Origin of the sequence: Conexibacter sp. CPCC 206217 (assembly GCF_030646165.1) — a bacterium.
In the GTDB taxonomy this organism is placed as follows: Bacteria; Actinomycetota; Thermoleophilia; order Solirubrobacterales; family Solirubrobacteraceae; genus Conexibacter.
Window position 1 is genome coordinate 43,327 of sequence record NZ_JAUTDO010000007.1, and the last position, 20,777, is coordinate 64,103.

Annotated in this window: 20 protein-coding genes; 16 read left to right on the forward strand and 4 right to left on the reverse strand. The window is 72.1% G+C overall.

What is annotated here, in order from left to right:
- Positions 1–33: 33 nt before the first annotated feature.
- The gene (locus tag Q7L65_RS19330; protein ID WP_304723657.1) at positions 34–1,203 is read right to left on the reverse strand and encodes a thiolase family protein; all 1,170 of its coding nucleotides are present in this window, start codon (positions 1,201–1,203) and stop codon (positions 34–36) included.
- A 71-nt stretch (positions 1,204–1,274) separates the two neighbouring features.
- Here Q7L65_RS19330 and Q7L65_RS19335 point away from each other — a divergent pair, with 71 nt between their 5' ends.
- From Q7L65_RS19335 to Q7L65_RS19385, 11 genes are all read left to right on the forward strand, one after another.
- A complete protein-coding gene (locus Q7L65_RS19335) occupies positions 1,275–1,526 on the forward strand; it encodes a hypothetical protein (RefSeq protein ID WP_304723659.1) in 252 nt (83 codons plus the stop codon).
- Positions 1,527–1,863: 337 nt separating this feature from the next.
- Positions 1,864–3,024 carry a sugar ABC transporter substrate-binding protein gene (locus Q7L65_RS19340; protein ID WP_304723661.1) on the forward strand — a complete coding sequence of 387 codons (1,161 nt, stop codon included), beginning with the start codon at positions 1,864–1,866 and terminating at the stop codon, positions 3,022–3,024.
- 20 nt (positions 3,025–3,044) lie between these two features.
- The gene (locus tag Q7L65_RS19345) at positions 3,045–4,535 is read left to right on the forward strand and encodes a sugar ABC transporter ATP-binding protein (RefSeq protein WP_304723663.1); all 1,491 of its coding nucleotides are present in this window, start codon (positions 3,045–3,047) and stop codon (positions 4,533–4,535) included.
- Positions 4,532–5,554, forward strand: a complete 1,023-nt coding sequence (locus Q7L65_RS19350; protein ID WP_304723664.1) for an ABC transporter permease — start codon at positions 4,532–4,534, stop codon at positions 5,552–5,554. The genes Q7L65_RS19345 and Q7L65_RS19350 overlap by 4 nt, the downstream gene beginning before the upstream one ends.
- Complete coding sequence (locus Q7L65_RS19355; protein ID WP_304723665.1) at positions 5,551–6,582, forward strand: ABC transporter permease; 1,032 nt, start codon at positions 5,551–5,553, stop codon at positions 6,580–6,582. The genes Q7L65_RS19350 and Q7L65_RS19355 overlap by 4 nt, the downstream gene beginning before the upstream one ends.
- Positions 6,583–6,623: 41 nt before the next feature.
- Complete coding sequence (locus tag Q7L65_RS19360; protein ID WP_304723666.1) at positions 6,624–7,358, forward strand: SDR family NAD(P)-dependent oxidoreductase; 735 nt, start codon at positions 6,624–6,626, stop codon at positions 7,356–7,358.
- Between the two features lie 70 nt (positions 7,359–7,428).
- Positions 7,429–8,220 carry an enoyl-CoA hydratase/isomerase family protein gene (locus Q7L65_RS19365; RefSeq protein WP_304723667.1) on the forward strand — a complete coding sequence of 264 codons (792 nt, stop codon included), beginning with the start codon at positions 7,429–7,431 and terminating at the stop codon, positions 8,218–8,220.
- Positions 8,217–9,248 carry a thiamine pyrophosphate-dependent dehydrogenase E1 component subunit alpha gene (locus tag Q7L65_RS19370; RefSeq protein WP_304723668.1) on the forward strand — a complete coding sequence of 344 codons (1,032 nt, stop codon included), beginning with the start codon at positions 8,217–8,219 and terminating at the stop codon, positions 9,246–9,248. Before Q7L65_RS19365 ends, Q7L65_RS19370 begins: the two co-directional genes overlap by 4 nt.
- Entirely contained in the window at positions 9,241–10,245 is a 1,005-nt protein-coding gene (locus Q7L65_RS19375; protein WP_304723671.1) for an alpha-ketoacid dehydrogenase subunit beta, read from the forward strand. Before Q7L65_RS19370 ends, Q7L65_RS19375 begins: the two co-directional genes overlap by 8 nt.
- Before the next feature lie 3 nt (positions 10,246–10,248).
- A complete protein-coding gene (locus Q7L65_RS19380) occupies positions 10,249–11,580 on the forward strand; it encodes a dihydrolipoamide acetyltransferase family protein (RefSeq protein ID WP_304723673.1) in 1,332 nt (443 codons plus the stop codon).
- Complete coding sequence (locus tag Q7L65_RS19385; RefSeq protein WP_304723676.1) at positions 11,577–13,175, forward strand: class I adenylate-forming enzyme family protein; 1,599 nt, start codon at positions 11,577–11,579, stop codon at positions 13,173–13,175. Before Q7L65_RS19380 ends, Q7L65_RS19385 begins: the two co-directional genes overlap by 4 nt.
- Positions 13,176–13,180: 5 nt before the next feature.
- On the opposite strand, the gene Q7L65_RS19390 is transcribed toward Q7L65_RS19385, so the two are convergent.
- Positions 13,181–13,816, reverse strand: coding sequence for a TetR/AcrR family transcriptional regulator (locus tag Q7L65_RS19390; RefSeq protein ID WP_304723678.1), 636 nt, complete (start codon positions 13,814–13,816; stop codon positions 13,181–13,183).
- 38 nt (positions 13,817–13,854) lie between these two features.
- Between Q7L65_RS19390 and Q7L65_RS19395 the strand changes: the two genes are divergently transcribed.
- From Q7L65_RS19395 to Q7L65_RS19405, 3 genes are read left to right on the forward strand one after another with little or no spacing between them, the layout of a single operon-like run.
- Positions 13,855–14,661, forward strand: a complete 807-nt coding sequence (locus tag Q7L65_RS19395; protein ID WP_304723681.1) for an SDR family NAD(P)-dependent oxidoreductase — start codon at positions 13,855–13,857, stop codon at positions 14,659–14,661.
- 46 nt (positions 14,662–14,707) lie between these two features.
- Positions 14,708–15,955, forward strand: coding sequence for an acyl-CoA dehydrogenase family protein (locus tag Q7L65_RS19400; RefSeq protein WP_304723682.1), 1,248 nt, complete (start codon positions 14,708–14,710; stop codon positions 15,953–15,955).
- Complete coding sequence (locus Q7L65_RS19405; RefSeq protein ID WP_304723684.1) at positions 15,952–17,052, forward strand: phosphotransferase family protein; 1,101 nt, start codon at positions 15,952–15,954, stop codon at positions 17,050–17,052. The genes Q7L65_RS19400 and Q7L65_RS19405 overlap by 4 nt, the downstream gene beginning before the upstream one ends.
- 108 nt (positions 17,053–17,160) lie before the next feature.
- On the opposite strand, the gene Q7L65_RS19410 is transcribed toward Q7L65_RS19405, so the two are convergent.
- Positions 17,161–18,186 carry a GGDEF domain-containing protein gene (locus Q7L65_RS19410; RefSeq protein ID WP_304723686.1) on the reverse strand — a complete coding sequence of 342 codons (1,026 nt, stop codon included), beginning with the start codon at positions 18,184–18,186 and terminating at the stop codon, positions 17,161–17,163.
- A 154-nt stretch (positions 18,187–18,340) separates the two neighbouring features.
- Here Q7L65_RS19410 and Q7L65_RS19415 point away from each other — a divergent pair, with 154 nt between their 5' ends.
- Both Q7L65_RS19415 and Q7L65_RS19420 read left to right on the forward strand, forming a co-directional pair.
- Positions 18,341–19,501: an amidohydrolase family protein gene (locus Q7L65_RS19415; protein WP_304723687.1), complete on the forward strand. Its 1,161-nt coding sequence runs from the start codon at positions 18,341–18,343 to the stop codon at positions 19,499–19,501.
- A 92-nt stretch (positions 19,502–19,593) separates the two neighbouring features.
- Entirely contained in the window at positions 19,594–19,992 is a 399-nt protein-coding gene (locus tag Q7L65_RS19420) for a hypothetical protein (RefSeq protein WP_304723688.1), read from the forward strand.
- A gap of 64 nt (positions 19,993–20,056) precedes the next feature.
- Here the strand turns inward: Q7L65_RS19420 and Q7L65_RS19425 are convergent, their stop codons facing one another.
- Positions 20,057–20,548, reverse strand: coding sequence for a flavodoxin domain-containing protein (locus tag Q7L65_RS19425; protein ID WP_304723689.1), 492 nt, complete (start codon positions 20,546–20,548; stop codon positions 20,057–20,059).
- Positions 20,549–20,777: the final 229 nt, after the last annotated feature.

Below are 20,777 nucleotides of genomic sequence, written 5' to 3' on the forward strand. Positions count from 1 at the left end.
GCCTCGTCGTCGTGATGGTCGGTGCGGTGTCGCTCACAGGCGCTGGATCAGCGTCGCGGTTCCGATCCCGCCGGCGCAGCACATCGTGACGAGGCCGAGCTCGCCGTCGAGGTCCTCCAGCTCGTGCAGCAGCGTGGTGATCAGGCGGGCTCCGGTCGAGCCGAGCGGATGGCCGATCGCGATCGCGCCGCCGCGCGGGTTGACGCGCGCCATGTCGGGCCGGTGCTCGCGCTCCCACGCCAGCACGACCGAGGCGAACGCCTCGTTGATCTCGATCGCGTCGAGGTCGCCGATCGTCAGGCCGTTGCGCTCGAGGATCTTCGCGGTCGCGGGGATCGGGCCCGTCAGCATCGTGATCGGGTCGACGCCGAGCACGACCTGGTCGACGATCCGCGCGCGCGGGCGCACGCCCAGCGCGCGGGCCTTCGCCGCGGAGGTCAGCAGCAGCGCGGCGGCGCCGTCGGAGATCTGCGACGAGTTGCCGGCGGTGACGCGGCCGTCGGGCCGGAACGCGGGCTTCAGCCCGGCCAGGATCTCGGGCGTCGTGCTGGGCCGGATCCCCTGGTCGGCCGTCTGCGTCGCGCCGCTGCCGACGGTCGGCAGCAGCTCACGCGCGAAGGCGCCCGAGTCGGTCGCGGCGGCGGCGCGGCGGTGGGATTCAGCCGACAGCGCGTCCATCTCCTCGCGGCTGATGCCCCATCTGTCGGCGATCAGCTCGGCGCCCTCGCCCTGCGGAACGAGCGCGTAGCGCTCCAGCAGCTGGGGCGTGAACGCCTGGCCCCACTGCTCCTGGGCGCCGAGGTTGACCGGAAAGCCGACGCGGCCCATGTGCTCGACGCCGCCGGCGACGACCACGTCGTCGACGCCCGTCGCGATCCGCAGCGCCGCAAGGTTGACGGCCTGCTGGCCCGATCCGCAGCGCACGTCGACGGTCGTCGCGGCGGTCCGCTCGGGCAGGCCCTCCTGCAGCCACGCGTTGCGCGTGATCCCGGCCGACTGCTCCGCGATCTGGTAGACGCAGCCGCAGATCGCGTGGTCGACCGTCTCAGGGTCGACTCCCGAACGCGCGAACAGCGCCGAATAGCAGCCGCCGAGCAGCACCGCGGGATGGACGTCGCGGAAGATTCCCTTCTCGCGATGGCCGCGGCCGACCGGCGTCCGCACGGCCTCGACGATCACCGCCTCCTGTAGGCCCTGTGCCATTGCGCTCCTCTCCTCATGTGCGCGCGCACCCCTGCCAAAAACAATGGCATTGATGATAACAGTAATGTGAGGTGGCAGCCGTCGGTCGGCAGGTCGTCGTCGCCGGGGATCGCGTCGGCGCTTCTCGGAATGCTCGCGGCAGGCGGGGCAGCTGCCAGCTCGGCGTCGAACGGCGGGGGTGCGGGGGCACGCGCGCGTGCTCGGCTTCCGCCGATCCCTCGCTGCCGCTGGAAGTCGGCGCCGCGGTCGTACCTCGTCAGCAGGCGCCGTCGATCGGGGCCTGGCGCTTTGCCGAGCTGCAGTACGTCGCGCAGTTGCAGTGAGGATGTCCGCCGACGGCTTCACTGGTGAGAGCGGCTGTGCAGATGCGGTCACTGATCATTTCAGGACGCGTACCGGGTAGTCGGGAGCAGCGCGCAAATGCCAGTTCCCGACCGGTCGGTTGGGACTAGATCGCCAGCTATAGAAGGAAATCTCACGACGAGATACATCCCGACCGTCCAGTCGGGTTGCATTCTCGAATCGACCCCGTTAGTGTGAGACTCGCATCGGAGAGGTGTGTCAAACGGAGTGATCGCAGGGCGCGTCATCGCGTGAATTCACCTGCCGCTCCGCGAACGGAGGAGAGTCGAGATGCGGGCGAGAGCCTGGCGGTTGTGCGTGGCCGCATTCGCATGCGTGGCGGTGCTGGCGCTGGCGGCGTGCGGCAGCAGCAGTGACGACGACGGGTCGAGCACCGGCGCCGCGAGCGGCGCGGGCGCGGACTCGGGCAGCACGAGCGGGTCCAGCGACCCGTCGAACAAGAGCATCGTCGTCTTCACCCCGGCGACGAGCAACAACTACGTCGCGATGTGGACGGCGGCGGCGAAGGACACCCTCGAGAGAGCCGGCTACGAGCCGAGATTCTACGAGAACAACTTCGACCAGTCGGAGGAGGACCAGCAGGTCCAGCAGGTGATCGCCAGCGGCGACAGACCGGCCGGCTTCATCTGGTGGCCGTCGGACAACCCGGCCGGCATCGCGTCCGTGCGGCGCCTCTCGCAGATCGCACCGGTCGTGCAGACCAACAACAAGGTGCTGCCCGAGGCGCAGAGATACGTGAAGGCGTTCGGCGGCGTCAACGACTACGCCGACGGCGTCGCGACCGGCAGACTCGCGCTGAGAATGCGCGACGCCTTCAGAGCGGCCGGCCTGAGATTCCACTCGCCCGAGGGCAACGCGCTGATCGTCACCTACGTGCCCGGCTACCAGGCCGGCATCGACCGCGTCAGAGGGATCGAAGACGCGACCAGAGACGATCCGTTCAACGTCGTCGGCACGGTCGTCACCAGATTCACCTCCGAGGAGTCCTACAGAGACGTCTCCCAGGCGCTGCCGGGGCTGAAGGACAGAGGGATCGACTTCGTCATCGCAGTCAGCGAGTTCCCGGCGATCGGCGCGATCAAGGCGCTGAGAGAGTCCGGCCTCACCCCGGGCAGAGACGTCGGCGTCGTGACCGGCAACTGTCAGACGAACTTCGACCTGATCAATTCGGGTGCGGAGTACGGGACGATCCTGCAGAGCCCGTCGATCGAGGGGCAGACTGCGGCGCAGGTGCTCGCGAAGGTGCTGGAGAACGGCGGCAGAACGACCGGCACCGACACCGAGTACACGCTCCCGGCCGACCCCGACACGGTCCCCGAGCTGCCGGCCGAGTTGGCCTACTACAACTACATGCCGCTGCCGGCGATCGAGGCCGGCAAGAGCCCGGCCGAGAACAAGAGAATCGTCGCCGAGTCCAGACTGTGGGGACAGACGGCGGACGAGCTCTGCGCCAGATGAGCGACTGACTCATGACCGGCATGCTCGTTGAGATCAGAGGCGTGCAGAAGTCCTACGGCGCGGTCAGAGCGCTGAGAGCGGTGGACTTCGAATTGAGCGCCGGCGAGGTGATGGCCTTCCTCGGTGAGAACGGCGGCGGCAAGAGCACGCTGGTGAAGATCCTCGCCGGCCTCGTCGACCGCGACGCGGGCAGCGTCGCGATCGACGGGCAGGCGGAGGCGCTCGGCAGCGCCGCCCGCTCGCGCGCGGCGGGCATCGCCGTCGTCACCCAGGAGTTCAGCCTCGTCCCCGCGCTGACCGCTCCCGAGAACGTCTTTCTCGGGAGCGGCCTGAAGGGGCCGTGGACGCAGAGCCGGCTGCGGCGCCTGGCCGCGCCCCACCTCGACGAGGTCGGGCTCGATCCAGTGCGCCGCAACCTGCCGGTCGGCGAGCTGTCGGTCGGCGAGCGCCAGCTCGTCGAGATCGCGCGCGTGCTGGCGCGCGACGCGCGCATCCTGATCTTCGACGAACCGACGGCGGCGCTGTCGGACGTCGAGATCGCGGGCGTGCTGGCGCTGGTGCGCCGGCTCGTCACGCGCGGTCGCGGCGTCATCTACGTCACCCATCGCCTCGGCGAGGTGTTCGAGATCGCCGACCGCGCGACCGTCATCCGCGACGGCGTCACGCAGCCGCCGGTGACGGTCGCCGAGACCGACGTCGACGGGCTGATCGAGCGGATGCTCGGCCGCTCGCTGCAGACGATGTATCCGCCGCGAGCAAGCGAGCGCGGCGCGCCGCTGCTGGAGGTCACCGGCCTGCTCGCGGACGGGATCGCGCAGCCGGTCGACCTCGTCGTCGGCCACGGCGAGATCGTCGGCCTGGCCGGGCAGATCGGCAGCGGCGTCGGCAACGTGCTGCAGGCGATCGCGGGCGCGCGGCCGATCACCGACGGGACCGTCGAGGTCGCCGGCAACGACGTCAGCGGGGCCTCGCTGGCACACGCGATGCGCGCCGGGATCGCCTACTGCTCGGCGGACCGCAAGCGCGACGGGATCTTCGCCCGCCGCTCGGTCGCGGACAACCTGACCGCGCCGGCGCTCGACGAGGTCACGCCGCACGGCTGGTTCTCGCGGACACGCTCGCGCGAGCTGTCGGACAGACTTGCCGGCAGCTTCCAGATCAACGCGGACAAGCTGTCGGCGCTGGTCGCGAACCTGTCCGGCGGCAACCAGCAGAAGGTCGCCGTCGGCAAGTGGCTCGGGATCGCGCCGGCCGTGCTGCTGGTCGAGGAGCCGACGCGCGGCGTCGACGTCGGCGCGCGCGCGGAGATCTACGGCCACCTGCGGCGCCTGGCGCAGGAGGGGATGGGGATCGTCTTCGCCTCCTCGGACCTGTCGGAGGTGCTCGGCCTGTCCGACACCGTGATGACCTTCTACCGCGGCCGGATGGTGCGGCGGATCGACGCGGCGCAGCTGCGCGAGGAGGAGCTGATGGCGGACGTGACGCACGGCCCGCGGGCGGTGGCGGCATGAGCGCGACCGGCATGCAGCGCACGCCCGGATCGCCCTCGCCCGGCGCCGTTCCAGCGGCCCCGCGCCGCGCGCTGCGGCTCGGCGCGTTCGCGAGCCCGGAGACGATGACGCTGCTGGTGCTGCTGGCGGTCCTCGTCGTGCTCAGCATCGCGACGACCGACAACTTCCTCGACGTCGACAACCTGCGCGCGATCGTGCGTGCGGCGGCGCTGACCGCGATCGTCGCGATCGGGCTCACGTTCGTGACGCTGTCGGGCAACTTCTTCTCGCTGTCGCTCGGCCAGACGGCCGCCGCCTGCGGCGTCGTCTTCGCGATGATGCTGCGCGACGGCTGGCCCGCCGGCCTCGCGCTGCTGGTCGTGCTGGCGCTGGCGGTGGCGATCGGCTGCGCGCAGGGGGTCGTCGTCGCGGCCGGCGCCAACCCGATCATCGTGACGCTCGGCGCCGGCGGCGCGCTCGCCGGCCTGACCGGGATCATCGCCGGCGGCAAGGGGATCGCGACCGGCTCGACGTCGCTGGACTGGCTCGGCGACTCGCGCCCGCTCGGCTTCCCGATCCCGACCTACGCGTTCGTCGTGATCGCGATCCTGGCGGTCGTCTTCCTCGCCCGTCACCGCGCCGGCCGCGCGCTGATGCTGGTCGGCTCCAACCGCCTGACGGCGGCCGCGACCGGCCTCAGCTTCCGCCGCGCGACCGTGCTCGCGTTCTCGATCTCGGCCGCCTGCTGCGCGGTCGTCGCGGTCCTCACCGTGACGCAGTTCAACCGCGCCGACGGCGGCCAGTTCGACGACCTCACGTTCGACGCGCTCGCCGCGGTGCTCGTCGGCGGCGCCGCGCTGCAGGGCGGCGAAGGGTCGCCGGCCGGCACCGCGCTCGGCGCGCTGTTCATCGCGACGCTGGCCAACTTCATGGTGCTGCACGACTACTCCTACGGCGTGCGCCTGACGATCCAGGGCGTCGTCGTCGTGCTCGCCGTCACCGCCTTCCACATCATGCGACAGCGGAGGAACGCCCGATGAACGGCTCGCTTCACGCGCTGCGCCGGACGCTCGGCACGGTCGACGTCGCGGCGCGGATCGCCATGCTGGCGATCGTCTGGATCGTCTTCTCGCTGCTGGACTCCGGCTTCGCGAACGAGGACTCGCTCTTCAGCGTGCTGCAGGGCTTCGCCTTCCTCGGCCTCGTCGCGGTCGGCGTCGGCGTCGCGATGATCGCGGGCGAGCTGGACCTGTCGGCCGCTTCCGTCGCGACCGTCGCCGGCATCATCGCGGTCAAGCTGGCCGGGCTCGGGCTGGTCCCGGCGATCGTCCTGACGACGATCTTCGGCGGCATCTACGGCGCCCTGCAGGGGACCGCGATCGCGTGGCTGAGAATCAACTCGGTCGTCTTCACGATCGGGATGCTGTTCGCGCTGCGCGGCGTCGCCAACGTGCTGACCGACAGCCAGGCGGTGCTGCTGCCGATCGACAGACTCGACCAGTCCGACACGCTGATCGAGCGCTTCGGGATCTTCTCGCCCTACAGCCTGATCACGATCGGCGTGATGATCATCGTCGGCGGCGCGCTCGCCGTCAGCCGCTACGGCCGCGAGATCTACGCGATCGGCGGGGCACGGCAGGAGTCGGCCGCGGCCGGCGTCGCGCAGAGACGGCCGCTGATCCTCGCCTTCGCGCTGTCGGGCGCGACCGCCAGCCTCGCGGGCGCGATCTCCTCGATCGTCGCCGGCTCCGGCAGCTCGCAGGCGTTCTCGAGCCTGCTGCTGCTCGCCGTCACCGCGGCGCTGATCGGCGGGATCGGCCTCTACGGCGGGCGCGGAACGATGCTGAACGTCGCGCTCGGCGTGCTGATCCTGGAGTCGTTCGTCGTCGGCCTCACCAACGAGGGCGCGGCGGAGGACACGCAGCAGCTGGCGACCGGCGGCCTGCTGCTGCTGGCGATCGTGATCGAGTTCGCGATCGACAGGGAGGCGCGCGCCAGAACGCGTGCGCTGCTGGGCGGCTTCTGGCGCCCGCGCGGCCGCAGACCGCAGCCCGCCACCACCACTTGAACCGAACCATCGCTGTGCACGTCACAGAGGGAGGAGAACGCATGAAGCTGTCCGGGAAGATCGCCATCGTCACCGGCGCGGGGTCCGGCATCGGCCGCGCGACCGCGCAGCGCTGCGCCGCCGAGGGCGCGCAGGTGCTGTGCTGCGACGTCGCCAACGCCGACGCGACCGCGTCGGGCATCGGCGACGCGGCCGCCGCCTACGCGATGGACGTGCGCGAGCCCGCGGCCTGGGAGGGCGCGGTCGCCGAGGCGAAGCAGCGCTTCGGCGACGTCGACCTGCTCGCCAACATCGCCGGCGTCGTCGCGAAGGGCGACGACACCGCGCTCGGGCAGGACCTGGAGGATTGGGAGCGGATCATCTCGATCAACCTGAAGGGACCATGGCTCGGCATGAGAGCGGTCCTCCCGACGATGCTCCAGCGCGGCAGCGGCGTGATCGTCAACATCGCCTCGGAGGCGGCGATCATCGGCATCCCCGGCCTGCTCGCCTACACCGCCTCCAAGGGCGGCATCGCGGCGCTCACGCGCCAGGTCGCGATCGAGTACGTCAGACAGGGCGTCACGGTGAACGCGATCGCCCCGGGCTTCATCCGCACCGCGATCCAGGACGGGATCGAGCAGTCGCTGCTGGACGACATGGCGGCGGGGATCCCGATCGGCCGCTTCGGCGCACCGGAGGACATCGCGGCGTCGATCGCGCACCTGTTCTCCGCGGATGGGCAATACATCACTGGCCAGGTGATCGCCGTCGACGGCGGCTGGGGCGTCGCCTGACGCCGCTCGCGCGGTGCAGACGGCTGGTTCAAGGTTCGTAAACGGGCAAGCGGAGAGAGAGGCGAACGCGATGGCGACAGCATTCGAGTCGTACGAGGACAAGTACGAGAACTACAGATTCGAGCGCACCGACGACGGCATCCTCACGATGACGATGCACTCGGAGGGCAGAGACCTGATCTGGGGGATGAGACCGGACGACGAGCTCGGCAAGGCGTTCGTCGACATCGGCAACGATCCCGAGAACCAGGTGATCGTGCTCACCGGCACAGGTGACACCTTCATTCACCACGAGGACCTCGGCGCCGACTTCGACGCGCTGCCGGCGCAGACGTGGGGCGGCTACATCCTGCCGTACGTGCTGCGGCTGATCTACAACCACATCGACATCGACGCGCCGATGATCGCGGCCGTCAACGGCCCGGCGACGATCCACGCCGAGATGGCGCTGCTGTGCGACGTCGTGCTGGCGTCCGACAGATCCGCCTTCGCCGACCAACCGCACTTCCCCAACGGTCTCGTCCCCGGCGACGGCGTGCAGGTGATCTGGCCGCTGCTGCTGGGCATGAACCGCGCGCGCTATCTGATGTACACCGGCCAGGTGCTGAGCGCGCAGGAGGCGAAGGACCTCGGCCTCGTCGCCGAGCTGATGCCGAAGGAGGACCTGCTGCCGCGCGCCTACGAGATCGCGCAGGGGATCCTCGAGAAGCCGGAGCTGACCCGCCGCCTCACGCGCCGCGCGTTCGGCGCCGTCTGGAAGGACCACCTCAACAACGTGCTGCCCTATGGCGCGGCGCTGGAGGGGCTCGCCGCCGCGAACTACTGGCCGCGCGAGTTCAAGGGAGCGGTGCTCCCGTCGTGACGGCGCAGGAGGAGACCGTGGCGGGCGCCGGCACCGGGAGCGCCGTCGGCAGCGCGCGGCTGAGCGACGATCAGGCGATCTCGACGTACCGCCTGATGTCGACGTCGCGCGAGCTGGAGGTGCAGCTCGCGAGAACGTACGCGGACGGCGGGCTGCCGGGGTGGATCCACTCGTGCGAAGGGCACGAGGCGCTCGCCGGCGCGGTCGCGCTGGCGCTGCGCGAGGACGACCACCTCGTGCCGCACTACCGCTCGCGCCCCGAGCAGCTCGGCAAGGGGATGAGCGTGCGCGCGATCGTCGCCGAGGTGTTCGGGACCGTCGACGCCGCCAGCAGAGGGCGCGGCGGCGAGACGCACGTCTCCTCCGTCGCGCACCGCATCTATGGCATGACCGGCGTGCTGGGGTCGAACATCCCGCTCGGCGCGGGCGTCGCGTACGCGTCGAAGATGCGCGGTGTCGACGAGGTCACGCTCGTCAGCTTCGGCGACGGCACCGCCAACCGCGGCGCCTTCCACGAGGCGCTGAACCTCGCCGCGATCTGGCGGCTGCCGGTCGTCTTCCTGTGCGACAACAACCAGTACGTCGAGCTGTCGCGCATCAGCGACTTCATCGGCGTCGAGAACATCGCCGACCGGGCGGCCGGCTACGGGATGCCGGGCGAGGTCGTCGACGGGCACGACCCCGAGGCGCTGACGGACGCCCTGACCCGCGCGGTCGCGCTCGCCCGCGGCGGGCAGCCGTCGCTGGTGGAGGCGAAGATGATCCGCCGCCGCGGCCACTGGGAGGGCGACCCGCAGGACTACCGGCCCGACGACGAGCCGGCGCTGCTGGCGGCGACCGATCCCGTCCCGGCGTACCGGCGGCGGCTGAGCGCGCAGCGCGGCGTCACCGACGACGTGCTGGCGGCGATCGACGCGTCCGCGCGCGAGGTCGTCTCCGACGCGCTGACGTGGGCCGCGTCGCGTCCGCTGCCGACTGCCGAGGACGTGCTCGGCGGCGTCTACCACGAGGAGGCCGGGGATGCCTGAGGCGACTGCGGCGAAGCGCCCCACCGACACGCTCAACATGCGCTGGGCGATCACGCAAGCGCTCGACGAGGAGCTGGAGCGCGACGAGCGCGTCTGCCTGCTGGGCCAGGACATCGGCCGCTCCGGCGGCGTCTTCGGGCTCACGCGCGGGCTGTGGGACAGATACGGCGGCGAGCGCGTGCGCGACGCGCCGATCTCCGAGGAGGGCCTCGCGAACCTCGCCGTCGGCGCCGCGATCAACGGCATGCGGCCGGTGCTGGAGATCATGTTCATGGACTTCATGGCGCTCGTCGTGGATGCGCTCGCCAACCAGGCGGCGAAGACGCGCTACCTGTCCGGCGGCGCGATCGGCGTGCCGCTCGTCGTGCGCACGCTCGGCGGCGCCGGCTTCAGAATCGGCGCGCATCACGAGCAGTCGCTGGAGGCGTGGTTCACGCACGTGCCCGGCCTGAAGGTGATCCAGCCGTCGACGCCGGCCGATGCGAAGGGGCTGCTGAAGGCGGCGATCCGCGACGAGGACCCGGTCGTGTTCGTCGAGACGAAGTCGCTGTTGGGCGACAAGGGGCCGATCCCTGCGGCCGGCGAGGTGCTGCCGATCGGCAAGGCCGACGTCAAGCGCGGCGGCGGCGACGCGACGATCGTCGCGACCGGACGGATGGTCGGCGAGAGCCTGCGGGCGGCCGAGCTGCTGGCGCGCGACGGGATCTCCGTCGAGGTCGTCGACCCGCGCACGCTGCTGCCGCTCGACACCGAGACGATCCTCACGTCGGTCGCGAAGACGGGCAACGTCGTGATCGTCCACGAGGCGCCGAAGCTGTCGGGCTTCGGTGCGGAGATCGCGGCGACGATCGCGGAGGAGTGCCTCTACGAGCTGGACGCGCCGGTGCGCCGGCTCGGCGGCGCCTGGGCGCCGATCCCGCTCGGTCGCGCCGAGCAGTTCCTGTTCCCGAGCGCCGACTCGATCGCGAGCACGGTGCGCGAGCTGGTCGAGGGCTAGGCGATGGCTGTCGAACTGACGCTGCCCAAGCTCGGGCCGGAGATGGAGAGCGGCCTGCTGACCGACTGGCTGGTCGCCGACGGCGACGAGGTCGACGCCGGCCAGCCGGTCGCGACGATCGAGACCGACAAGGTCACGACCGACCTCGAAGCCCCCGCCGCCGGCGCGATCGCGTTGGTCGCGGCGGCTGGGGAGGAGCATGCGGTCGGCGCGGTGCTGGCGCGGATCGGTGGGGATGCCGCAGCGGCGGCCGCTCCCGCCGCGCCCGCGGCCGCCGCCGCTTCCGCCAGCGAGCCGGCCGGCGCCGCCGCGAGCGGCTCGGCCGATCGCGCCGCATCCGCGGCCGCCGCGAGCGGCTCGGCCGACCGCGGCGTGCTCGCAGAACGCCGTCGCGGCGAGCCGCTCGCGACGCCGGTCGCCCGGCGGATGGCGCGCGCACACGGCATCGAGCTGTCCGAGCTGGTCGCGCTCGCGCCCGGCAGAGCGATCCGCAAGCGACATGTCGAGGCGGCGATGGCGACGCGCGCCGCAAACGGGAACGGTGCGGCGCCCGCCGCGCCACCGGTCGCGGCCGCCCCCGCGACGGCCGCCGCGGCGACGACGGCGCCCACCGTTCCCCCGCAGGACGCCCCGCTCTCCCCGATGCGCCGCCGGATCGCGTTGCGGATGCAGGCGAGCCTGCAGGAGACGGCGCAGATCACCGACGTGCGCGAGCACGACGTGACCGACCTCGTCGCGCTGCGCAAGGCCGGCGTGCGCTGGGCCGGGGCGCTCGGGTTCCGGCCGAGCTTCACCGACCTGTTCGTGCGCGCCAGCGCGCTGGCGCTGCGGGCAGTACCGCAGCTCAACGCGTCGCTGACCGCTGACGACAGGCTCGTCACGCACACCTCCGTCAACATCGGCATCGCGGTCGCGATCGCGGACGGCCTGATGGTGCCGGTCGTGCACGACGCCGACAGGCTGTCACTGGCCGGGCTGCATGCCCGCGTGGATGCGCTCGTCAAGCGAGCGCGCGCAGGTGAATTGACGCTGGAGGAGCTGTCCGGCGGCACCTTCACGGTGACGAACATCGGCAGTTACGGCTCGCACTTCGCGACGCCGATCCTCGTGCAGGGCCAGGTCGGCATCGTCGGCACCGGCGCCTTCATCGAGCGCCCCGTCGTGCGCAACGGCGAGCTGGCCGTCGGCACCGTCATGTACTCCAGCCTGACGATCGACCACCGCGTCGTCGACGGCGAGACCGCCGGGCGCTTCCAGACCGCCTTCGGCGAGCTGTTGAGCGAACCCGAGCGGCTGCTGGACGCAGCGGCCGGGGGAGGAGGGAGCGCGCGATGAGCGTCTACACGATCTCCGAGATCGTCTCCAAGCCGACGCAGCGCGAGCGCGACCGCACCGCCGTGCGCTACGGCGAGCAGTCGCTCACGTTCGGCGAGCTGGAGGGGCGCGCCGAGCGGCTCGCCGCCGGGCTCTCCGCCGCCGGCTTCCAGCAGGGCGACCGCTGCTGCGTGCTGATGCACAACCGGCTGGAGTGGTTCGAGCTGTTCTTCGCGCTCGCGCGCCTGGGCGGCGTGCTGGTGCCGGTCAACCACCTGCTGACCCCGCACGAGATCAAGTACATCGTCGAGGACTCCGGCGCGACCTGGTTCGTCGCCGAAGAGCAGCTGTGGGAGCGCGCCGAGGGCGTGCGCGAGCTGCTGGCGAGCGACGGCGACGCCGGCGACCTCCGCTACGTCGCGATCGGCGGCGTGCGGCCGGCGGGCGGCGAGCGGTTCGGCGCGATCGGCGACACGCGCGCGGACACGACGCCCTACGAGCGCCTGCTCGCGCCCGCGCCGCTGGCGGTGCGGCCCGACGTGGGCGCCGACGACCTCTTCCTGCTGCAGTACACCTCCGGCACGACCGGCTTCCCGAAGGGCGCCGAGCACACCCACTCGACGGTGATGTGGAACGCGATCTCCCAGCGTCAGCACTTCATGCTGGACGAGACGGCGGTCTACCTCTGCCTGCCGGCGCTGAGCTGGGTCGCGGGCTTCCACTCGCTCTGCCTGGAGACGCTGTGGTCGGGCGGCACGGCGGTCGTCAACCCGACCGACGAGCCGTTCAGCGCCGAGCGCTTCTGCGACCTGGTCGAGCGTCACGGCGCGACCCACGTCGCGCTCGTGCCGACCGTGATGGCGCGGATCCTCGCGCTGGAGGGGATCGAGCGGCGCGACCTCAGCTCGCTGCGCGTCGCGATCGCCGGTGGCGCCGCCGTGCCGGTCCACCTGATGGAGGAGATGGGCGAGCGGCTGCCGGGTGTCACGGTCCTGCAGGTCTACGGGATGAGCGAGTTCCCGTCGCTGGTGACGCTGCTGGAGCCGCAGGACGTGGTCGCCAAGATGGGCTCGGCGGGCAAGGCGAACTGCGTTTCGCAGGTGCGCGTCGTGGACGCCGAGGACCGCGATCTGCCAGCGGGCGAGGTCGGCGAGATCCTGACCCGCTCACCGGCGACGATGATCGGCTACCACGGCCTGCCCGACGCGACGGCGGCGACGCTGAGAGGCGGCTGGCTGCACACCGGCGACCTCGGCCACCTCGACGGCGACGGCTACCTGTTCATCTCCGGCCGCTCGAAGGACCTGATCATCAGCGGCGGGCTGAACGTCTACCCGGTCGAGGTCGAGCAGGTGCTGGACCGCCACCCGGCGGTGATCGAGTCGGCCGTCGTCGGCGTGCCGGACCCGAGCTGGGGCGAGGTCGTGAAGGCCGTCGTCGTGCTCGACGCCGACGGCTCCACGAGCGAGCAGGAGCTGCACGACCACCTCGCGGGCCAGGTCGCCCGTTACAAGCTGCCGAAGCTGTGGGAGCTGCGCGTGCAGCCGCCGCTGCCGCGCACGGCCTCCGGCAAGCTGCAGAAGTTCAAGCTGCTCGACAGGGCGGGAGCGCGGTGAATCCTTCAGCGTCTCGGATTCGCGAGACCGTTCAACAGCAGGTCCCAGAAGACGTAGGCGACCTCGCGCGAGCGCAGCGGCCCGTCCGCTCTGTACCACTGGTAGGCCCAGTTGCAGATGCCGAACAGCGCCAGCGTCGCGAGCTTCACGTCGACCGGGCGGAAGGCGCCCTCGTCGACCCCGCGCTGGATCACGGCCGCGACGGCGCTCTCGTAGCGCTCGCGCTTGGCGGCGATCGCGGCGTGCTCGTCGGTCGGCAGCTCGCGGTGGTGCTCGAAGAAGACGCGCACATGGCCGCGGTGGGTCTCCATCAGCTCGAGGATGTCGCCCATCACCTCCAGCACGAGCTGCTCGGGGCTCATCGCGGTGCTCATCCGCCGCTCCTGGCGGGAGATCAGCAGGTCGATGAACTCTTCGTGGATCCAGTAGAGGATCTCGTCCTTGGACTGGACGTAGTGGTAGAGCGTCGGCTTGCGCACGCCGACCGCGGACGCGATGTCCTCCATCGAGGTGGAGTGGTAGCCGCGCTCGTCGAACAGCGTCGCGGACTGCCTGATGACGTCGTCACGCCGGCTCGGCGCCTCGTTCCCGTTTGCGGCGGTGACTCTGCGCGCTGCGGGTCTTCTGGTTCTTCTGGGCAACGTGCTCAGTCTATGCGGTCGGGCGGAGGTCCTGAACGATGAACAGCTCAATCGCGGGCACGGACGCCGCGCTGCTGGCGCAGCCGCCCGTCATGCGCCTGGACGGCAAGGTCGCGTGGGTGACCGGCGCCAGCCGCGGGCTGGGCCGCTCGCTCGCCTACGCGCTCGCGGGCGCCGGTGCCGAGGTGCTGTTGTCGGCCCGCTCGCAGGAGCCGCTGGAGCAGACCGCCGCGGCGATCCGCGCGCACGGCGGGGTCGCGCACGCGCTCGGCGGCTCGGTCGCCGACGCGGCCGACGTCGAGCGCGCCGCCGCGCTCGTGCGCGAGACCTGGGGCCGGCTCGACGTGCTGATCAACAACGCCGCGATCAGCCCGACGTTCAAGCGCTCCGAGGAGGTCGGCGAGCGGGAGTGGCGCGACGTGCTGGAGACGAACCTGTCGGGCGCGTTCCACTGCTGTCAGGCGGCCGCGCCGCTGATGGACGCCGCCGGCGGCGGGTCGATCGTCAACGTCTCCTCCGTCCACGGGCGCGTCGCGCACGAGCGGCTGATCGCCTACGCCGCCAGCAAGGGCGGCCTGGAGATGGTCACGCGCACGCTCGCGATCGAGTGGGCCAGACGCGGGATCCGCGTCAACTCGGTCGCGCCCGGCTACCTCGAGACGGAGATGACGGCGGCGCTGCGCAACCACGAGCGCTGGAGCGAGAAGCTGCTGGCGAGAGTCCCGCTCGGCCGCTTCGGCACGACGTCCGAGGTCGCCGCCGCGGCGCTCTTCCTCGCCTCCGAGGCCGCGAGCTACGTGACCGGCACGACCTTGTTCATAGACGGCGGCTGGACGGCGCAGTGATCGCGGCCGGCACGACCTCGTCTCCCGACCGCGACTGGACGGCGCAGTGATCGACTTCGAATTGGACCCAGAGCTGGTCGCGCTGCGCGACCGCGTGACCGCGTTCGTGCGCGACGTCGCGATTCCCGCCGAGGCGCGCGACACCGGCACCCACGGCGTCGACGACGAGCTGCGCGCCGAGCTGCAGGCGGCCGCGCGCACGGCGGGCGTGTTCGCGCCGCAGGTGCCGCGCGAGTGGGGCGGCCTCGGGCTCGACATGCGCTCCGTCGCGGTCGTCTTCGAGGCGGCCGGTTACAGCGTGCTGGGGCCGCATGCGCTCAACTGCGCGGCGCCCGACGAGGGCAACATGCACCTGCTGCACGTCGTCGCGACGGCCGAGCAGAAGGAGCGCTTCCTCGCGCCGCTGGCGGCGGGCGACGTGCGCTCGTGCTTCGCGATGACCGAGCCGGCGCCCGGCGCCGGCTCGGACCCGTCGATGCTCGCGACGACCGCGACGCGCGTCGACGGCGGCTGGCGGATCGACGGGCGCAAGTGGTTCATCACCGGGGCGGAGGACGCGGCCTTCACGATCTGCATGGCGCTCGCACCGGAGGGCGCGACGATGTTCCTGATCGACGCCGACAACCCCGGCTGGCACGTCGAGCGCGTCGTCGACTCGCTCGACCGCGGCTTCGCCGGCGGTCACGCGGAGGTCGTCTTCGACGGCTGCGTCGTCGGCGACGAGGCGGTTCTCGGCGCTGTCGGCGAGGGCTTCAGATACGCCCAGGTGCGGCTCGCGCCGGCGCGGCTGACGCACTGCATGCGCTGGCTCGGCGCGGCGCAGCGCGCGCTCGACGTCGCGCTCGACCGCGCTTCGGAGCGCGAGGCGTTCGGGTCGAAGCTGGGCGAGCTCGGGATGGTGCAGGAGCGGATCGCGGAGTCGGTGATCGACATCGAGACGAGCCGCCTGCTGATCTGGCGCTGCGCCTGGGCGCTGGATCGCGGCGAGCCGGCCCGCCACGAGTCGTCGATCGCGAAGGCGCACGTCGGCGAGGCCGTCTGGCGCGTGGTCGACCGCGCGGTGCAGATCTGCGGCGCGCTCGGCGTCTCCGGCGACGCCCCGCTCGCCGCCCTCCTGCGCGAGGTCCGCCCGTTCCGCATCTACGACGGCCCGACCGAGACCCACCGCTGGGCGATCGCGCGCCGGACGCTGCGGCAGCGGGAGCGGGCTGTGGGGGAGCAGAACGGTTCGCTCGCGGCGGCCGGCGGCAGCGGCGCGGCCGGCAGCGCCGCGGCCGGCGGGAGCGGCGCGTGAGCGCGGCCGGCACTCCCGTCGCCGGCGCCGACGTCGTCCGCACCGCTTCGGAGGCGGCGCGCGCGAGGCGGGAGCCGCTGCTCGTGTTGGAGCCGCTGGAGGCCCTGCTCGACGCGGCGTCGATCGGTGCGGGGCCGCTGGAGGCGACGCCGATCGGCGACGGGCACTCGAACGTGACCTACCTGCTGCGGCGCGGCGAGACGCGGGTCGTGCTGCGGCGCCCGCCGCGCGGTCCGCTGCCGCCGTCCGCGCACGACGTGCTGCGCGAGGCGCGGCTGCTCGCGCGGCTGCGGCCGGCGGGCGTGCGCGTGCCCGAGGTGCTGTGCACGTGCGAGGACGCCGACGTGATCGGCGCCCCGTTCTACGTGATGGCGCACATCGACGGTCACGTCCTGTCGAGCGCCGCGCCGGGCGGCGATCTGCTCACCCGCCCAGCCGACCGTGCCGCGATCGGCGCGGAGCTGGTCGACGCGCTCGCCGAGCTGCACGCGGTCGACCTGAGGGCGAGCGGACTCGACGGCTTCGGCGCCCCGAGCGGCTACCTCGAGCGTCAGCTGCGCCGCTTCGGCGGCCTGCTGGAGGCGACCGCGACGCGCCCCCTGCCGCTGCTGGAGCAGGTCGCCGCCTGGCTCGCCGACAACCGTCCAGCCTCGCCCGCCACGACGGTCGTCCACGGCGACTACCGCCTCGGCAACGCGATGTTCGCGCTGAGCGGTGTGCCGCGCCTCGCGGCGATCCTCGACTGGGAGCTGGCCGCGCTCGGCGATCCGCTCGCGGACCTCGGCTACCTGACCGCGATGTGGGCGCAGCCGGGCGACGCGCCGAACCCGATGCTCGACCTGTCGGCGCTGACGCGCGAGCCGGGCTTCCCCACGCGCGAGCAACTCGCCGCGCGCTACGCCGAACGGACCGGCCGCGACACGCGCGACCTGCGCTGGTACCAGGTGCTGGCGATCTGGAAGTCGGCGATCTTCCTCGAGGGCAGCTACCGCCGCTTCCTCGCCGGCTCGACCGACGACACGTACTTCGCGCGCCTCGGCGTCGGCGTCCCCGCGCTCGCGCAAGCGGCGTGGCAGCGTACGCGCGACGTCGGCTAGCCGGCGTCGCGCGTACGCCGCGCAGCGGCTCGCTCGGGATCCGACGCGCCGTCGGACGAGGCCACCGGCGGGCCGGCGGGCCGGCGGGCCCGGCGTCGCTGAGCGGCGCTACGACGGAACGTTCGGACCCGCGACGCGAACGGTGTCGCGGCCGGCGGCCTTGGCGCGGTACAGCGCCGCGTCGGCGGCCGCGATGAGCGCTTCCGCGCCCTGCTCGACGTCGGCCGATGCCGCGATGCCGATGCTGATCGTGAAGGGAACGTCCGCCGCCGCGGAGGTCGACGCGACCTGGCGGCGGATGGCGTCGGAGTACACGGCGGCGGCATCGGCGTCCGCGTCGGCGAGCGCGACCGCGAACTCGTCTCCGCCGAGGCGGCCGAACACGTCGCCGCGGCGTAGCCGACCGGTGACCGTCGTTGCCAGCACCTTCAGCGCCTCGTCGCCGGCGGCGTGGCCGTCGCGGTCGTTGATCGCCTTGAAGTGGTCGATGTCGATCGCGACGACCGTCGTCGACTGCTCGCGTCGCCCGATCGCGAGACCGACGTGTTCGACGAAGGCACGTCGGTTGAACGCGCCCGTGAGGGGGTCCTCGCGCGCGAGCGTCTCCAAGCGGCCGACGAGCGTGTCGACCCGTTCCTTGAGCGCGATCGCACAGAGCAGCAGGCCCGCGCCGACGATCGCGACGGTCAGCCACAGGATCGCGCGCGGCGCGTCGGTCACGACCCAGGGCAGGATCGCGCCGAAGCTGCCGATCGTCACCAGATAGGTCAGCAGCGCCTCGCGCCGGCGCAGGAACGAGCCGGCGGTCAGCAGCGGCCAGGCGTAGAACATCGGTGTGAGCGCGAGCGGCGGGTCGAGCACCGCGACGGTCGTCACGGTGAGCGCCGCGATCGGGAAGGCCGCCAGCAGCACGCGGTCGTCGACGTCGTGCCATGCCAGCATCAATGCGGCGACCGCGGCCGTGAACGCGATCGCGCCGACGGTGAAGAGCCGCTGCCGCTCCGTTCCGCCGTCGGTCAGCAGCGCCAGTGCGAGGCTCACCGCGGCCGCGCCGTAGATGCCCGCGTGCATCTGACGGATCAGCCGCCGGATCGAGCCGGACGCGAACGGACTGGTGAAGGGATAGGGGTTCACTGGCGAAAGGGAGATGACGTCGACCGGCGTGTCATCTCATGCCCTCCATCGGCAGATTCAAGCCTGTCCTGAAAACGGCCGTCGACTCGCGGTCGAGCGATCGGCTCGCTGCCGCAGCGCAGAATCCGCGCCGTCGCATATCGTGGGCGGCGTCATGGGTGTCGCGGTCGTCAACATCGGTCGTTCGCACGTGGGCGATCTGGCCGGCACGCCGCTGGCCGGCGACGCGCTCGTCTGCTCCGACGGCGCGGTCGCCTGGATCGGCGACTCGGCGCAGGTCGCGCGCGGCGAGCACGAGCGGGTGCTGGACGCCGGCGGCGCGGGCGTCGTGCCCGGCCTGATCGACTCGCACGTGCACGTCACCTTCGGCGACTACACGCCGCGGCAGCAGACGGTCGGCTATCTGGAGAGCTATCTGCACGGCGGGATGACGCGCGCGATCACGGCGAGCGAGGTGCACGTGCCGGGGCGCCCGAGCGATCCGGCCGGCGTGAAGGCGCTGGCGATCGCCGCGCAGCGCTGCTTCGCGGACCACCGGCCGGGCGGGGTGACCGTCCACGCCGGCTCGGTGATCCTGGAGCCGGGCCTGACGCGCGCGGATTTCGACGAGCTGCGCGCGCAGGGGGTGTGGCTGGCGAAAGCGGGCTTCGGCGCGTTCGACGGTCCGCTCGGCTACGTGCCGGTGGCGCAGGCTGCGCGGGCCGCCGGGTTGCTGGTGACCTGTCACACGGGCGGCGGCTCGATCCCCGGCTCGCTCGACCGGATCGACGCGAGCGCCGTGATCGCGATGGGCGCGCACGTGTCGTTCCACGTCAACGGCGGCCCGACCGCGATGAGCGCCTCCGACAACGAGAAGATCGTGGTCGAGGGCGGCGACGTCGCGTTGCAGCTCGCGATGGCGGGGAACCTCCGCTCCGCGCTCGACATCTGCCGGCTGGTGCGCGAGCACGACAGAGCCGACCGCCTGCTGATCTCGACCGACACGCCGACCGGGACCGGTGTCGTGCCGCTCGGCATGTTCCACCTGATCGCCGAGCTGGTCTCGCTCGACGGTCTCCCGGTCGAGCTGGCGATCGCGGCGGCGACCGGCAGCGTCGGCCGTGTCTACGGTCTCGACGCGGGCGTGCTGGAGGTGGGGCGGCCCGCGGATCTGCTGGTCCTCGACGCGCCGCTGGGGTCGGCCGGCGACGACTGGGCCGGCGCGCTGCAGGTCGGCGACGTGCCCGGGATCGGCGCGGCGATCACCGCCGGCGAGGTCCGCTACACCAAGAGCCGCAACACCCCGGCGCCGAAGCGGGCGGCGCGGGAGCTGTGAACCGGCTCGGTCAGCTGAGCGCTGCTCGCCGGCGACGCAGCATCGCCTGAAGCCTTAGGTGGCGTTCAGACTCGTTTGGAAGGGTCCGGCCCATGCGGTTGAAGGCGTTCTATTCCGAGCGGGTCCGGCGTGAGTCCAGCGAGCGGGATCTCGGGCTGGCCTGGCGCTCCGCGGACGGGATGTCGTATCGGGCGGCGTGGATCGAGGACACCGACGAGATCTACACGGTCGCCCACCGCACCGAGGACGGCCGTGGCGGCGAGGTCGAGCTGCTCGGCACCGTCCCCGCCGACGATCTCGCCAGCGCGCTGGACGGCTGGCAGGAGGTCTGCGGCACCGAACGCTCCTACGAGTGGCTGCTCGCGCGCGTGGGCCAGGCCGCGCAGGCGGCTCCCCAGCGCCCACCGCGCCCGCGCCGCCGCCGCGCCGCCCGCAGCGCCGTCGCGCGCATGCTGCTCGCGAACCCGCTGCGCCCACCGCTCGGCGCCTGAGCGCGGCTGAGAGCCGGGACCGGCGCCACCGGGGCGTTGAACGTGACGACGTTCGTCGCGGCGCTCAAGCCTGTGCGAGCGCGGCGCGCGCCGTGCGCGCCCATGCCTTGATCGCGGACCAGTCCCGGTTGTCGGACGGCGGCAGCTGGTTCATCGGGTGGGGCAGCCGGTGTGGGACGATCACGCCGCCGAAGATCGCGATCGCGCACGTGCGCAGTCCGGGCAGCTGGGCCAGCGAGGCGTCGAGCTGCCTGCGCGAGCGTGCCCACTCGTCCGGATCGTTCTTGATCGGCCCGAGCGCGAAGATCGCCAGCGGCACCTGTTGGAGCGTCTCGTGATGCCGTCTGAGGAACAGCATCGCCTCCTGCTGCAGCGCCGCGCGATAGATCGACCCGCCGAGCACGACGCCTTTGAAGCCGGTCAGGTCCTTCGCCTCCAGCACGGGCCGCATCGCCGCCGGCTCCCCGTCGGTGTCGAAGATCCGCTTGACGGTTTCGGCGACCTCGCGGGTCGACCCGTTTCTGCTGGCGTATGCGATGAGGATCGACGGCGGCATCCGGATGCGTCTCGATTCGTTCGGGGCGCCCGCCGAGCGACCGCCGGCGCCGGTTCTGCAGACACGATCGGACGCTTGCCCGGCATACCGTAGACGCGCCTGCTTCAACTGGCCGGTCGTTGGACGACCAGCGACCGCTCGATCGATCGCGTCCCGGCTGGTGCGACTCCATGGTCGACGACCCGACAGCGCGCACGAGCCCCGAGCGTCAGTGGTACCGGTCGGAGCC

What these genes read in the sequence shown, in the direction of transcription:
- Q7L65_RS19330 (WP_304723657.1), bottom strand. Translation starts at nt 1,203, where the DNA reads ATGGCACAGGGCCTACAGGAGGCGGTGATCGTCGAGGCCGTGCGGACG.
- Q7L65_RS19375 (WP_304723671.1), top strand. Translation starts at nt 9,241, where the DNA reads ATGCCTGAGGCGACTGCGGCGAAGCGCCCCACCGACACGCTCAACATG.
- Q7L65_RS19345 (WP_304723663.1), top strand. Translation starts at nt 3,045, where the DNA reads ATGCTCGTTGAGATCAGAGGCGTGCAGAAGTCCTACGGCGCGGTCAGA.
- Q7L65_RS19360 (WP_304723666.1), top strand. Translation starts at nt 6,624, where the DNA reads ATGAAGCTGTCCGGGAAGATCGCCATCGTCACCGGCGCGGGGTCCGGC.
- Q7L65_RS19425 (WP_304723689.1), bottom strand. Translation starts at nt 20,548, where the DNA reads ATGCCGCCGTCGATCCTCATCGCATACGCCAGCAGAAACGGGTCGACC.
- Q7L65_RS19420 (WP_304723688.1), top strand. Translation starts at nt 19,594, where the DNA reads ATGCGGTTGAAGGCGTTCTATTCCGAGCGGGTCCGGCGTGAGTCCAGC.
- Q7L65_RS19350 (WP_304723664.1), top strand. Translation starts at nt 4,532, where the DNA reads ATGAGCGCGACCGGCATGCAGCGCACGCCCGGATCGCCCTCGCCCGGC.
- Q7L65_RS19380 (WP_304723673.1), top strand. Translation starts at nt 10,249, where the DNA reads ATGGCTGTCGAACTGACGCTGCCCAAGCTCGGGCCGGAGATGGAGAGC.
- Q7L65_RS19395 (WP_304723681.1), top strand. Translation starts at nt 13,855, where the DNA reads ATGAACAGCTCAATCGCGGGCACGGACGCCGCGCTGCTGGCGCAGCCG.
- Q7L65_RS19355 (WP_304723665.1), top strand. Translation starts at nt 5,551, where the DNA reads ATGAACGGCTCGCTTCACGCGCTGCGCCGGACGCTCGGCACGGTCGAC.
- Q7L65_RS19385 (WP_304723676.1), top strand. Translation starts at nt 11,577, where the DNA reads ATGAGCGTCTACACGATCTCCGAGATCGTCTCCAAGCCGACGCAGCGC.
- Q7L65_RS19415 (WP_304723687.1), top strand. Translation starts at nt 18,341, where the DNA reads ATGGGTGTCGCGGTCGTCAACATCGGTCGTTCGCACGTGGGCGATCTG.
- Q7L65_RS19365 (WP_304723667.1), top strand. Translation starts at nt 7,429, where the DNA reads ATGGCGACAGCATTCGAGTCGTACGAGGACAAGTACGAGAACTACAGA.